Below are 13,393 nucleotides of genomic sequence, written 5' to 3'. Positions count from 1 at the left end.
GCGACATGGTGAGCTTCGACCAACTGCAGAAGGCGAAGCCAGAACTCTTCGGCGAGGCTGCCAAGGCGTGGATCCACTGCGCGGCAAAACTCGATGACGAGGCCGGACATCTGACCTCCCAGGTCTTCCGGCCAATGCAGCATCCCGATGTGTGGGCGGGGCCCGCCGCCCAGGCGGCGGCCGCACATTGTGGAAATGTCGAGCAGGCCACCACGGACGCCGTCGATGAGATGCGTCAGGTGGCAGCCGTCCTCCGCACCCTCTCCGAGGAGATCGCCGGCGCCCAACGGGAACTGCACAGCGCGCTGGACGCAGCCCGCCGCAGCAACGTGACGATATCCAGCGATGGCTCTAAAGTCACCGCCCCGACGATCCCTGTACCGGTCGGCCAGTCGGACCTCGCGGCGCAGCGCGAGAAGCAAATGCAAGGGGTGGTCGACAACATCGCAAAGTTGATCAAGGATGCAGTCGACCGCGCTACCAAGGCCGACCAGGCGGCGGCTCAGCAGCTGCGGAACTGGGGGGTTGCCATGCCGGACGCCGACACCCAGGTGGCGAACGATGCCAAGCTGAGCACCCAGGCAAAGCGGGCAGCGGAGCTGGCTAAGAAGGCTCCGATTCTGAGCAAGGCAGAGCTCAAGGAGTTGGACGGCCTGCTGAAGCAGAACTCGGGCAATCCCTTGTTCGCCACAGCACTCCTCAACGACCTCGGCCCCCAAGGCACACTCAGATTCGGCGGGATCCTCTCGACGATGGATCCCTACGGGGGCGACAAGGAGCGTACTGCGCTGCTAGGCGACCTCCAGCGCCAGATGGGCACCGCCCTGTCGGCTGGAACAGATCCTGCGAATCACCAGCATGTCCCGGACGCATGGGTGAAGCAACTCGAAGCGACCGGTAAGCAGAAAATGGACATCGGCCTGCGCGATTACCAGCCCTACGGGTATCAGGTCCTGGGGAATCTCATGCGCAGCGGTCACTACTCGACGCCCTTCATCAAAAGCGTCGGTGGAGACATGTACAACTTCGAGAAGAGTCATCCCGGGATTTGGCAGCAGAACAGTCCGACCGGGGTTAACGGTCACGTGCACCTCAATATCAGTGATGGTAGTGGCGCGGGCAACGATCCTATGTACGGCCTTATGCGCGCCATGTCCGACAATCCTGAGGCATCGAGGCAGTTCTTCTCTGATCACGGCAAGATCGACTACTTCCTCACTCAGCGGAGGTGGCCGCTCGACTTCACGGAGCCGGCGATTCCCAAGAATTATCAGCCACCGGCCATGGGTATGTTCGGCGGAGCACTCGAATCCGCGACCGCCAATGCCGCCACCGATCCGGCTTCAGCCGAGATCGCACGCCACACGATCGAGACCATCGGTCGACCGACCGACTATGGCGGGCTCAACGGCCACATCCCCGATGGGTTGCGCGGACACATTTCGAATGTCATCGCCAATGACATCAATGACGTGCACGGCAAGTTTCTCGGCCAGAACCTCGACGGTGGCACTGATAACTACCGGAGAGTTCTCGCCGACCTGGCCAAGGACCCGAACGACTATGCTGTCGTGTACACCGCAGAGCAATTGCATGCGCACCAGATGATGCACGGACATCATCCGGCCGGCGACCTCGATGCTGCCGCTCGCGTGCTCGGGACACTCGATCACGGGGAGAACGAAGCGATTCGCGCCGACGCCAGCAAATCGGACGCACAGTACAACCAGGCGCTGGGGCGTTATCAGAAGGTCACTAACCTGGTAGTCGGGAATGTCGCTGGCCGAATCCCGGTCCCTGGCGTCGGGGAACTCCTCTCGGGAGGAGTGGACGGGGCGTTCAAATCGGCGCAGCATAATACCTCTGAAGCCGCCTCTGCGCAATCGGCGATGAACACAGGGCGAACCGAAGACTACGTCAACTTTCTCGCACGCGAGGCGGCCAAGTACGGGCACGGTGATGTGGCCCATTTGAACGAGCGGGCCCAACTCGAATTTTCCCAAGCGCGAGATCACGCCGGCGGCGTGACGATTCAGGGAACCGGAGGGTGATGAGTGCGGCAAAGAACTATCCGTCGACGGATGACCGTGATCGTCATCGTCGGGGTCTTTATGGTAGCCATCGCCGTGGCATGGTGGTCGGTGAATCGCGCAGGGAGGGTGGCGAATCCGTGTTCCCTGGTGCCCACCCAGGATGCTCAAGGACTGGTGCCAGACTTTGCGAAGAAGGGACGGCTCGTCGACAACGACACCGCCATATGCTCGTGGACGCGAGGCCATGAAGACCTGATGGTCAAGGTCCAGAGGTTCTCCGATAAGGGAAACGTTGGCGGAGAGCAGCGGGCCGATCGTGCTGTTGCCGAGTACAGACCTTCCCAAGCGTTCGTTCGGACTCCACCCGCGAAGGTCGGCAAGGTGGATGAGATATGGGAATGGTATTACGGAAATTATTGGTACATGCACATCGCACTTCGCTATGACAATGTCATCGTGTGGATCAATTATGTCCCCGTCGACTCTGTCAAAGTGTGTCCATCGACTTGCCCGGAACTTCATGAGGCGAATTTCCGGCGGCTTGCTCAGGGCGTAATGCGTAGGTACCGGTCGTAGTTTAAAATCCAGCACGGGCCGGTGGAGCCTGCCGTGTGCACGGTAGGCGGACTTCCTGCCCTGTCCGTCGTGGGCGTGCGGGCGTGGATGCCGTTGGCTCGAGTGGGTAGAGACCTTTTCGGTGACCTCGGGGTTCGTCCGATATGCCTTGGCCGGAGGAGTTCTGATGGCTGCCTCGGCTCAGGGGGTCGAGGCTCTCGACGCCAACTTCAAGCACTGGCCGGTTCGGCGGTGGTTCCCGTGGTCTCGGTCGACACCCGCACCATCCGCGGCGTGGACGGCCGGACCGGGCGCATCAAGTGGAGCGTCGGCCGGCAGCAACTCTACGGTTGTACGCCGGATGCGGACTCGATGGCCCAGTCGGGCAGCGTCGAAACAAAGCGGTATGTCAGCAGGAACTGGCTTGCCGTTCCGGTTACTTGTGGCACGAGGAACGCCGTTGTCGCGGTCGACGCCGGATCAGGGCGAGTGGCTTGGCGCCATGGCGTCATGAACCCGGACGACTCCCCGCTGTCGGCCGCAAGCGACAGGTTCGTCGGCATCAATGACGTTGGGTATGGCGTATTTGAGCGAGGAGCCCGAAAGGGCTCGCATAGTTTGATCGTCCAGGCTCCCTCGGGGCAAGTCAAAGTGGCGTTGAGTAAAGCTCGGTCTCGTGATATTTGGGGCCCTCTCTCGCCGTTGGTATCGGTGAATGGAAAGATGGTTGTTCCGATAGTGAGGGACGGGAAGCATTATTTTGCGGCTATGACCACCAGCGGTTCCCAGGGCTCGATTTTGGGCCTTGCGGAGGAGGTGTCAGTGGCGACGTTCGATGGCGTTCGGGTGTACGAAGTTCGCGAGGACGGGTCAATTGATGTGGCAACGGTCGGGCGGCTGGCGCCGGTCGCCGTACGGCCGGCCATGAAGGGCGATGTCTTCTGGGTCACCGCTGGAAACAACAATCTGTTCGTCGCCACTTCCGAGGGGCCGTCGGGGAAGGGACGGATCGTGATAGCGGCGGTCGGCAACTAGCGCGTGGGGCGGTCACCGTCTCGGACGTCAGGTGTTGGCGATCGGACCGGTAGGACGTGGTCGGCTACGGCGTCCGGCGTCTGCCGGGTGAGCGCTCCACCTGCGCCCTCGCTTCGGGCGTGAGGTGTGTCGTTCACTGCGTCTCAGTCGTCGGTGATGGCGGGCCGCAGGCGGAGGTCTGTCAGTTGCGTCTAGGCAGTGGGGGTCTGTGCTTCTGGACGAGGGTGTTTGGGGGGCGCGGGGAATGCTCGGTTGGGTGTGGGGAGAAGGCTGGGCAAGGTGACAGGGGTGATCATTGTTGGTGGCGGTGCGGTGGTCGATGAGGGGCGTCGGTCTCTTGTCAGGATGGGGGCCCTGGCGCTTGTCGTGTGGGGGTGCTTGATGGCGTTGGGGTTGCCGATAGCGGCCACGGTGGGAAATCTCTTCGAGTAGAGCCACGGGTATGCGGGCGGGCGTGCTCGGCGGGGCTGTCGGGGATGAAGTGGGAGTTTGTGGCGGTGAATGCTTGTTGGTTTGGCGTATCGCCGCGTTATGCATGGGATTCCGCGGAGTGTTTGGCAAGTCGGTGCGTTGACCCGTGACAAGCGATTCCTCCATAGTTGGATGCTCGAAACACGTTGGCGCACCGATGGAGGGCACGTGGGCGATGAAACGAATCCCCTCGACCGGCTGCTGAACACCCGGGTTCCGAATGCTCCGCAGAGCGAGGAGGAGGCCAGGGAGCGTCTCGAGTCGCTCAGCCGGTCGCGGCAGGAGGCCGAGGGGGAGCAGGTTTCCGAGCCGCCGGCCGCCGGTGAGACCGAGCAGGAGGATGAGGCGTCCGCGCGCCCGGCTCCGCTGTCTCGGCCCGCGCCGCCGCAGGCGGCGCCGGTGACGAGGCGTGGGGACGGGCTCGAAAAGGAACTGTGGGAGATGGACGCGCTTCTGCAGTACGCGTCCGAGCTGCAGAAGACGCTCGAAGGCATCAACTCGGCAACGCCCGCGAGCAGCGAGGCGACGGACCAGAGCGGTGCGGTGCGCGTCGTCCTCGGGGCGGACGGTGTCCCGGAGCGGTTCCGGGTGGCGAACGACTGGAACCGCAAGGTCGATGTGCGGTCCCTGGGGCACGCGGTCGCGGAGGCGTGCGAGATCGCGTTGCAGCAGCGGATGGCGGCCTGGGGCGAGGCCATGCAGGAGCGGGGGCTGCTGGAGGAGATGGAGCGGATCGACCGGCTGGAGGCGCAGGCCGGCGCCGTTTCGCCGGGCCTGGACGACTCGTTGCCGCCCGGGCTCCAGCGCAAGACGGCCGTCCATCGCCCGCCGCTGGAGCTGCTCGCGGACCGGGCGCTCGGCGCGCAGGACGCCCTCGACTCGTTCCTGGCGTCCCATGACGGGACGCCTCCGCCGGAGCCGCGCGGGTCCGGCGCGGACCGCAACCGTGCGGTCGCCCTCACGGTGACCGCGTCCGGGGCGGTGACCTGCGAGATCGACGCCAGGTGGGCGGAGCGCCGGTCGGGCGCGCAGATCGCGGACGCGCTGAACGGCGTGCTGGAACGGGCCCGGGCCGACCTCGCGCGGGCCGTGGAGGCGGCGCCGTCGGGCGTGCCGGGCGTGGACGTCGCCGGGTTGACGGAACTGATCGCTGATGCCAGTGCGGTGACCTTCCGGTCGCCGCGGAACCGCTAGACGAGGGATCGAGCATGGCACCCCCCGAGACCGAGTACGACAAGAAGGGCCTGCTGGCCGAGGCGCATATGTGGGACGACCAGGCGACGCTCCTGGCGAAGTTCAACAAGGAGGCCTCGAGCATGACGATCGAGGCCGACGGGGGCCGCGCGTTCGGCGACTGCGTGGACCTGTACCGGCAGAACCAGCAGGAGATCGTCCGCTTCACCTCGCAGGGCACCAAGGTGATGGAGCAGATCACCAGTGCGCTGGCGGGCGCCGCCCGCAAGTACGGGGCGACGGAGGAGGAGATCAAGGCCGCGATCAAGAACGTCGGCGGCCGGGGCAGCGGCGGGAACTAGGAGACGGCGATGGGCATCAGTGCGGCCACGTTCGAGCAGGCGATCGTCAAGACCGAGCAGCAGATGGAGCAGCTCGGCCCGGCGATGGAGCATGTGCGCCAGGTCGTCAACAAGCAGCTCTCCAAGCTGATCTGGCCGCTGGGCGCCGGCCTGAAATGGGCTTGGAACAAGTGCATCGGGCTCGCTCAGAAGTTCCGCGAGCTGGTCGTCGAGATGTTGAAGAACGCGCAGGTCCCCTTCATCTTCGACCGGTACGAGGACCGCTGGCTGGCGATCGGGAGCGACGCGGTCGAGGCCGCTTCGACGATGCAGAAGGAAGTGAACGACAACGGCAAGCGGGTGTGGGGCGGCTTGGCGGGCGGCGCGTACCAGGAGGGCGTGAAGGAGCAGCCGGTCGCGATGGACGCGATCATGGCGAAGGCGAACGCCATCTCCGGTGCGTGCACGGACATCCGGAACGCGGGCTACGGCTTCTACATCGGCATGTCGATCGCGGTGGTGTCGGCCATCGCCGCGCTGGTCACGGTGGAGACGATCGTGGGGGCGATCGCGGGGCTCGTCGTGGCGATCGCCGCGATCGTCGGGGCGGTCGCGACGCTGTTACTGGAGACGCATTCCGCGAAACAGGAGCTGTCGGCGAACCTCGGGCCCGGCCGCTCGTTCCCCGGCAACGCGTGGCCGCCCGCGACGACCAGCTGACCGTCCGGCGCGGCGAGAGCGTCCGGTGACCTGAGAGGAGACGGGGATTCCGATGTCGGCGACCGTGGCCAGGCTCGGCAGGATGATCTTCGGCGGCTGGTTCGTCGGCGCGCTGTACCTGGCCCTGGGGCTGATCATCGGGGCCGTCGGGGTGGGGGACGGCGGGGACCTCGGCGCCCTCCTCCTCCCGCTGGCGGCCGGGCTGCTCCTCGGCGCGCTGCTGTCGTTCGGCGTCGGGACGCGGATCTCGTCGCTGCGGCGCGCCGTCCGGGCCGAGGGGCGCGGGACGTGGGGCCCCGGCGAGATCAGTGCGCGGCTGCGGGCGCTGCGGGTGTTCTGGCTCGTCGCCCTGGCGCTCACCGCGGTGGTCGGGCTGGCGTCCCTGGTGACGCACGGCGGGACGGGCCGGGCGATGGCCGGGATCGGGATGGTGCTCGGGATGCTGATGCAGTTGCAGCCGGGCGCGATGCTGTGGTCGGCGTCCCGCGGCCTCACCGAGTTCGCGCGGGAGGTCGCCGCGGAGGCCGGCCGTGGCGGGCCGTACGGGTCCTATTACCCGCGTTAGGGGCGGGCGGTCAGAGGGTGCCGTGGAGCGGGTCGGCGGCCAGTTGCCGGAGCCGGCCCGCCACCGGGTGCCGGAACCAGGGGTCGATGGCCTGGGCGAGGGCCCCGAGCTGGTCGGGCGGGAGCAGGGCGCCCCTGCGGACCGGGTCGCGCAGCCACATCCGGACGGTTCCGCCGCCGGACGTCCGGACGGTCAGCCGCGGCAGCACGCCGCCCCGCCACGGCGTCCACAGCGGCTGGGCGCTCTCCACGGTGACCTCGGCGGACGTCAGGTCGTACCTCTTGCGGCCGGGGAACCCGCGGCGGACGAGGGTCCGGCCGTCCAGCCAGAACGCGCCCCGGTAGTACTGGACGGACAGGATGACGATCAGGCCGTCGAGCAGGACCAGCGGGACGAGCCCGAGCGCGCCGACGACCTGAAGGTCCGGGTCGGTGATGAACACGGCGCACAGCGCGCCGAGCGCGACGTTCAGCGCGAGCATGACCGGGCCCATGCAGCCGAGCCAGGCGGTCCAGGCCGCGGCCGACGGCCCGGTGTTCAGGCGGAGCACGGGTCCTCCTCCGTGGGCCGCGGGGGCAGGTGGCCCGCTGGGAACTCACCCCGCACGGCCGGTCCTACCACAAACCCTCCGGTGCCGGGACGACGGCGGGCGGGCCGTTCCTGCCGCGGCGGGCGGATATCTTCGGAGCGGATCGCCGAGGTCGCCGGGAGGTGCGGACAGTGACGCAGGCCGGGTGGTACGCGGACCCGTACGGCGGGGGCGGGCACCGCTGGTGGGACGGGACGAGGTGGACCGAGCACGTCAACGCGACGCCCGCCCAGCAGGCCCAACCCCAGCCCCAGCAGGCCCAGCATGCGGCCGGGCCGGTGCTGCACAAGACGCGGTCCGGGGTCGAGTTGCACGCCGACGCGCACGCGATCACCTGGGACGGGACGACGATCGAGCTGGCGAAGGCGGAGTTCGTCGGCTACACGGCCGTGCAGAGCCGGATGCGCGGGCCGTTGAACATCGGCAGCGTCCACACCTCGACCGACTACCACTTCGAGATCGGGTTCTTCCCCGTCAACGAGGCGCCCGGCATCGCGTTCGAGGAGACGGGCCTGCGCGCGAACAAGCCGCCGTCGGACTGGCAGTTCCTCGTCGACCTGGCCAGGACGCATGTGGAGCCGCGGCTGCTGCGGCAGTTCCTCGCGGCGGTCGAGGCCGGGCAGACGGTGGACGTCGGCAAGGTGCGGATCAACCGGAACGGGTTCGTCGGCGGGAACGTGTCGCGCGGCTGGGACGGCATCGAGGGCGTCACGTTCGACCAGGGCTGGTACTTCGTCCACGCGAGGGGCGCGGGCAAGCCGATCCTGCGTGTCCCGCAGCAGAACCAGAACGTGATGCTGCTCCCGCGGATCTTCGACGCCCTCAAGCGCTGACGCCGCCCGCGGGCACGCGGGATCAGGCGCGGGGCCGGAGCCAGGCCGGTGTGTTGTCAGAGGCGCGTGGGAACATCCGGAGGTCTTCGGCGTAGGCGGACGGCTCCGGAGGCGTCTTCCAGCGCGGCTCGGTGTCGCGGGTGTATTCGACCTGGTAGGAGAACGGGAAGTTCAGCAGGAAGCGGGCGGTGAACCAGGTGCCGAGCCCGTCGGCGTACATGCCGCGGCGGAGGCGGTCGAACGGCTCGCCCGCGGCGGGCGGCGGCGTCCACAGCCTGGGCATGTGGGTGTTGCACACGAGGATCTGGGAGACGGTCTCGGCGTGCGGGCCGAGGGCGTTGTGGTACACGTCGGCCTGCTGCCAGCCGGGCGGGAGCGCGTCGACGAGGAGTGAGGTGATGTCCTCGAGGAGGTCCTTCTGCTCGACGGGCCCGAGCGGCGGGACGGGCGCGGGCGGCAGCGGCGGGCGGCCCGTGCGCGCGCGCAGCCAGCCCGGGATGCTCTCCTCGGCGCGCGGGAACGCGGCGAGGTCCTGGACGAAGGCGTCGTCCGGGATGTCGGGCTCCCAGTGCGGGTCGTGGTCGTTGTTGAAGCTGGTGTAGTACGAGCCGGGCGGGTCGAGCATCACGCGCATGCTGAACCAGGTGCCACGGTCCTGCCGGTACATGATCGAGCGGAGCTCGGCGGCCATCGGGAGGACGTCGCCGGCGAGCTCGACGGGCTGCGTGGTCCCGTCCTGCATCGCGACGGTCAGCGCGGCGTCGGACACGGCGACGGTCATCATGATCCGCAGGTCGACGCGGCGCCAGCCGTCCGGTGCGCCCTGCGCCAGCAGCACCGCGATGCCGCGGGTCAGCTCCTGGTAGCGGGCCTGGTCGTAGGGGAGGGGGCCGCGGCCGGGGGCCGGACCGGTCGGCTGGGTCATGGCTGCTCCTCTGGCCGGTGGACGGTGGGGCCCGGGCCGCCGCCGGGCCCGGTGATCTCGACGAGGTGGCCGGACGCGACGAGGTCGGCGATCGAGTGGACCAGGTTATAGCCCATCCCGGTCTCGGCCGGGGGCGTGTCGGAGCCGATGGGGCCGACCGCGAACAGGCCGGGGTAGGCGCGCAGCGGCTGCTGGACGCGGTACACGCGGTAGGTGAGGCCGCCCCGGTTGTTGTGCCCGCGGCGCAGCCAGGGCGTGCCGATCTCGAAGACGAACTGGTCGGCGGGGTCGTGGTAGGTGTCGACCTCCTTGCCGGCCGGGAGGATCTCGCCCGCCGGCTCCGGCGCGGGTTCAGGTTCAGGTTCGGGTTCGGGTGTCCGTTCGGGCAGGCCGGGCTCGGCGAGCCTGGCGTAGACCTCGTGGACGGAGACGAACGAGCCGCGCTCGGGGGCCGGGCCGGGGAAGCAGACGAAGTATCCGCCGGGCCGGTTGGACATCCCGTCGAGGGCGATGTACGGGCCGGCGGCCCTGGGGCGGGGGGAGGCGAGGGTGCGGGCGGCCGGCGAGTCGTCCTTCCGGGAGGACACCCACGCGTCGATGTTCCGGCGGGGGCGGCGCTCCCTCGCCACGATGCCGGCGTCGTACAGGACCTGGCTGTTGATCTCCATCTCGGCGCCGGCCATCACGCCGGCCATCGCGTGGAGGGTGGCGGCGCGGGGGTCGTCGAAGGGGCGGACGGCCGCGCCGGGGCCGATGGCGAGCCAGGCGCCGCCGGTGCGGGCGATCGTCCAGCAGCCGTCCTCGACGGTCCCGATGCGGAGGCGGTCCTCGCCGGGCACGTAGCGGGCGAGTTTCTCGCGGGCCCGGGCGAACAGCGATTCGAGGCCGGGCGGCAGCTCCGCGACCAGGTCGTTCTCGTCCTGCGGCGCCGTCCGGAGGGTTCGCGGGTCGAACGCCGCGCCGATCGCGTGCAGGGCGTTGAGGCGGCCGAGCCATGCGGGGACGCGCTCGTCGGGGCGGGGGAACCGGGCGAGTTCGGCGGCGGCGTCCGCCGGAGCGATCTCGTCCGCCGCGGCGAACTCGCTGGACGGTTCGCCCTCGACGCCCCAGTCCGTGCCGTCCGGACGGTTCCAGAGCGAGTACTTGAGGGACAGCCAGGTGCCGAAGTCGGGGTGGTAGGTGATCTCCCGGTGGCGGCGCAGCAGGTTGGGGATCGCGGTCTGCGGGATCATCCGTGCCGCCCGCGAGATGCCGTCGCCGCGGGAGTCGCTTTGGTGTCCGACGAGCCGGATCACCTCGTCATCGCCGACGGCGCGGTAGAAGAGCCGGACGTCCCGCCAGTCCTCGGGGAGCAGCCGGACGATCTCGTCGACGAGTCCCTGCAGGTGCTCCTCTTCGCCCTCGGGGCCTTGCACGCTCATGACGTGGCCTCCTCGTGAAGGGCGGCGGTCTCGGCCAGGCAGCCGTCCCGGAGGAGGGCTGCCACGGAGTCGACGAGGTAGTAGCCGCGCCCGTCGTCCGTCGGCCGACCGAGCGGGAGGACCGTGTGCTCAAGGGGGAAGGCGGGGTGGAGGAGCAGCGGCCGCCGGACCTCGTAGAAGCGGTGCTCGTACGAATCGGCCCTGCCTTGGAGGCCGCGCTTGTGGAACGGCGTATCGGGGTCGTAGAGGAACACCTGGTCATCGGGGCCGTAGCCGTCGAGGACGGTCCCCTCCGGAAGGGTCTCGGCCGGGACGCCGGGACCGTCGGGAAGCCGGTGGCAGGCGGCCATCTCGAACACCTGGTGGACGGTCACGAACCCGCCGCGCTCGGGGGCGCTCTCACGGCGGAGCGTGAAGTAGCCGTGTCCGCGGTCGAGCAGGCGCTCCAGCGGGACGCAGGGCACCTCGGGCCCGGGCCGCGGCCCGCGCTCCGACTCGTCGCGGAGCCGTTCGCCGTCCTCGGTCAGGAACCACGGGCCCCAGTCGGTGTAGTCGTCCGGCGCGGGCCGGATGATCCCCGCCATCCGGAAGACCTGCGGGTTGAGGCCGGTGCCCGCCTCGGCCAGCAGACCGCCGACCGCGCGGGCGACGGCGGCCCGGGCCGTCCCGTGGACGCCGGCCTCGCCGCCCGCACCGCGGACCGCCTGCCAGCCGTCCCCGGTGCGCAGCACCGACCAGCAGCCGTCCTCCACGCGCCCGACCCGGAACCGGGCGGCCGCGTCGCGGGTCCAGTCGCCCAGCAGGCGGCGGGCACGGTAGAAGAGGATCGGGCTCTCCGGCGCGAGCGCGCAGGTCAGCTCGTGCTCGTCCTGGGGGAGGACGGTCATTCCGCAGGCCGGTTGATGGTCGCGACGGCCTCGGCGCGGGTCTCCTCGTCCACCTCCGGGATCCGGAAGTTCTCCGCGGACGCGTACCGGACCAGGCGGGGCTCCGGCGGCACGCCGTGCACCCGCAGGTAGTAGTGGACGGCGCCCGGCCAGATCCACACGCCGTTGGTGTGGAACGTCAGCGGCACCTCCGCCGGACGCGCCGGGTCGAGCCGGTCGGTGTCGTAACCGCGCGCCGCCAGCACGATCGGCGCCTCCCGCAGGTACCGCAGCAGCGGCTCGCGCTCGTGCTCGGGGACGGGCGGACGGTCATAGCGGGGCGTGCCGTCGGCGCCGACCTCGTCGAAGACCCGCGCGACGCGGAGCGCCGCGGGCACCGGCGGCGGCGTCCCCGCCAGCCCGCGGCCGCTCAGGTGCTCCTCGAACAGCGGATGCGTCCGCTTGCTCAGCGACCGGATCAGCGCCCGCTCCTCGGCGCCCAGCGGCCGCCGCTCCTGCTCCGCGGTCTTCTCCAGGCCGTCCATGGTCTCGTACAGGGCCTTGAGCGCGCCCTCCCCGAGGCCGTTGCGCGCCCGGAACATCTCCACCGCCGGCACGAAGTCCTCGAAGGCCAGCTCCTCGATGTCGGCGTCGTGGTTGAAGTTGATCTCGCTGAAGTAGCGCATCTCCCGCACGAAGTCGCCCCTGCGCGGCGTGCACGCCACGCAGACCAGCCCGCCGCCCGGCGGCTCGACGAACACGACCGGCCGGTCGTCATAGGTGAAGTAGCGCGGACGGGTCGTCCTCACCGGGCTCATCGCAGTCGATCTCCGTTACGGCGGACAGGGGGACACGGACCGAGGATAGGGCGGCGGCGCCGCAGGTCAGGGGCGCAGGTCACTGCTCGGCCAGCCGCCGCAGCTCCGCCAGCGCCGGGGCCTGCCGCTCGGCCGCGCCCGCCGGGACGGTCCCCGACAGGTGGTCCTCCGGCAGCCCGCGGAACGCCCGGATCGCCTGCACCGCGTGCACGCCCGCCTCGAACGCGTCCGACAGCCGGGCCTTCCACAGGCCCATCGCGATCTCCCCGGCCCGGCCCGCCGGGACGCGCCGCAGGTAACCGGCCGCGTCGCCCGACTCCGCCGCCCACACGTACCCGACGAGCTCCCCGCCCAGCACCACCGGAAGGTGCACGACCGGCCCGGCCGTCTCCTCCGGATAGCCCGGCAGCGGGGCGCTGACCAGCGGACCCCAGCCCCTCGACCGGTCCGCCGGCGTCCCGTCCGGGTACAGGCCGTCCTGGACGAGCGGGCCCGGCGAGCGCGGGGCGTCCGGGTTCAGGGACGCGCCGAGCTCGTTCAGGCCCGGCGCCCACTGCTCCTGCGCGTCCGCCGGAACGGCGCCGCCCTCGGGGTCCTCGGGGGCGCCGCGCCACCGGCGCACCGCGTCCTGCGCGGGCAGGCCCTCGTCGTACGCCTCGTCCAGCCGCCGGCTCCACAGCGACGACGCGCTCAGGCTGCGCTCGAAGAACGCCAGATTCCGCAGGAAACCGCAGGCGTTGGTGTTCGTCTCCGCCGCCCACAGGTACCCCAGCAGCTCACCGCCTGCCACCACCGGCAGATAGAGCACGCGCTGGCGCGTCGAGCGCTCGTAGCCCTCCCTCGGCGGAACCGGCTCGCCCTGCAGCGGCGGCGCCGGCGGCAGGTCCGGCGGGTCGTGCGCGTCGCCCGGGGAAGGAAGCGGCCGCGAGGGGTCCGGAGGCCAGGGCAGGCCCGGGAACCCGCTGCTACCGCCCGGGTGAGGCGGGGTGCTCATGGCATCTGTCCCTTCCGAATCTGCGTGCCGTCCCCATCGCGCCGGCGTCCCCGC

At 69.8% G+C, this 13,393-nt stretch carries 14 protein-coding genes; 8 read left to right on the top strand and 6 right to left on the bottom strand.

Translation table 11 applies throughout. The features are described 5' to 3' along the window. The first annotated feature begins 5 nt into the window (after positions 1–5). From J4709_RS21865 to J4709_RS21835, 7 genes are all read left to right on the top strand, one after another. The gene (locus J4709_RS21865; RefSeq protein WP_208243620.1) at positions 6–2,051 is read left to right on the top strand and encodes a hypothetical protein; all 2,046 of its coding nucleotides are present in this window, start codon (positions 6–8) and stop codon (positions 2,049–2,051) included. Positions 2,052–2,081: 30 nt separating this feature from the next. Continuing rightward, on the top strand, positions 2,082–2,609 hold the full coding sequence (locus J4709_RS21860; RefSeq protein WP_208243618.1) for a hypothetical protein: 528 nt from the start codon (positions 2,082–2,084) through the stop codon (positions 2,607–2,609). Positions 2,610–2,849: 240 nt separating this feature from the next. Continuing rightward, positions 2,850–3,623, top strand: a complete 774-nt coding sequence (locus J4709_RS21855) for a hypothetical protein (RefSeq protein WP_208243616.1) — start codon at positions 2,850–2,852, stop codon at positions 3,621–3,623. Positions 3,624–4,262: 639 nt separating this feature from the next. Then, positions 4,263–5,288 (top strand): hypothetical protein, encoded by a 1,026-nt coding sequence (locus J4709_RS21850; RefSeq protein ID WP_208243614.1) that lies wholly within the window; start codon positions 4,263–4,265, stop codon positions 5,286–5,288. Between the two features lie 14 nt (positions 5,289–5,302). Then, on the top strand, positions 5,303–5,629 hold the full coding sequence (locus J4709_RS21845; protein WP_208243612.1) for a hypothetical protein: 327 nt from the start codon (positions 5,303–5,305) through the stop codon (positions 5,627–5,629). Positions 5,630–5,638: 9 nt separating this feature from the next. After that, positions 5,639–6,328 carry a hypothetical protein gene (locus J4709_RS21840; protein WP_208243611.1) on the top strand — a complete coding sequence of 230 codons (690 nt, stop codon included), beginning with the start codon at positions 5,639–5,641 and terminating at the stop codon, positions 6,326–6,328. 52 nt (positions 6,329–6,380) lie between these two features. Further along, complete coding sequence (locus tag J4709_RS21835; RefSeq protein WP_208243609.1) at positions 6,381–6,893, top strand: hypothetical protein; 513 nt, start codon at positions 6,381–6,383, stop codon at positions 6,891–6,893. Positions 6,894–6,903: 10 nt separating this feature from the next. Here the strand turns inward: J4709_RS21835 and J4709_RS21830 are convergent, their stop codons facing one another. After that, complete coding sequence (locus J4709_RS21830; protein WP_208243607.1) at positions 6,904–7,443, bottom strand: hypothetical protein; 540 nt, start codon at positions 7,441–7,443, stop codon at positions 6,904–6,906. A 170-nt stretch (positions 7,444–7,613) separates the two neighbouring features. Here J4709_RS21830 and J4709_RS21825 point away from each other — a divergent pair, with 170 nt between their 5' ends. Next, positions 7,614–8,315 carry a DUF2510 domain-containing protein gene (locus J4709_RS21825; protein ID WP_208243605.1) on the top strand — a complete coding sequence of 234 codons (702 nt, stop codon included), beginning with the start codon at positions 7,614–7,616 and terminating at the stop codon, positions 8,313–8,315. Between the two features lie 22 nt (positions 8,316–8,337). Here the strand turns inward: J4709_RS21825 and J4709_RS21820 are convergent, their stop codons facing one another. The 5 genes from J4709_RS21820 to J4709_RS21800 all read right to left on the bottom strand — a co-directional run bounded on the left by J4709_RS21820 (position 8,338) and on the right by J4709_RS21800 (position 13,339). Then, positions 8,338–9,240 carry a hypothetical protein gene (locus J4709_RS21820; protein WP_208243602.1) on the bottom strand — a complete coding sequence of 301 codons (903 nt, stop codon included), beginning with the start codon at positions 9,238–9,240 and terminating at the stop codon, positions 8,338–8,340. Then, positions 9,237–10,661, bottom strand: coding sequence for a glycohydrolase toxin TNT-related protein (locus tag J4709_RS21815; RefSeq protein WP_208243600.1), 1,425 nt, complete (start codon positions 10,659–10,661; stop codon positions 9,237–9,239). Before J4709_RS21815 ends, J4709_RS21820 begins: the two co-directional genes overlap by 4 nt. Beyond that, on the bottom strand, positions 10,658–11,548 hold the full coding sequence (locus J4709_RS21810; protein WP_208243598.1) for a glycohydrolase toxin TNT-related protein: 891 nt from the start codon (positions 11,546–11,548) through the stop codon (positions 10,658–10,660). Before J4709_RS21810 ends, J4709_RS21815 begins: the two co-directional genes overlap by 4 nt. Further along, positions 11,545–12,345, bottom strand: a complete 801-nt coding sequence (locus J4709_RS21805; RefSeq protein ID WP_208243591.1) for a hypothetical protein — start codon at positions 12,343–12,345, stop codon at positions 11,545–11,547. The genes J4709_RS21810 and J4709_RS21805 overlap by 4 nt, the downstream gene beginning before the upstream one ends. A 79-nt stretch (positions 12,346–12,424) precedes the next feature. After that, positions 12,425–13,339, bottom strand: coding sequence for a hypothetical protein (locus J4709_RS21800; protein ID WP_208243589.1), 915 nt, complete (start codon positions 13,337–13,339; stop codon positions 12,425–12,427). Positions 13,340–13,393 lie beyond the last annotated feature (54 nt).

Origin of the sequence: Actinomadura violacea (assembly GCF_017573465.1) — a bacterium.
GTDB classification, from domain to species: domain Bacteria; phylum Actinomycetota; class Actinomycetes; order Streptosporangiales; family Streptosporangiaceae; genus Spirillospora; species Spirillospora violacea.
The sequence above is the reverse complement of the archived record's forward strand: the minus strand, read 5'-3'. Positions and strand labels throughout refer to the sequence as shown.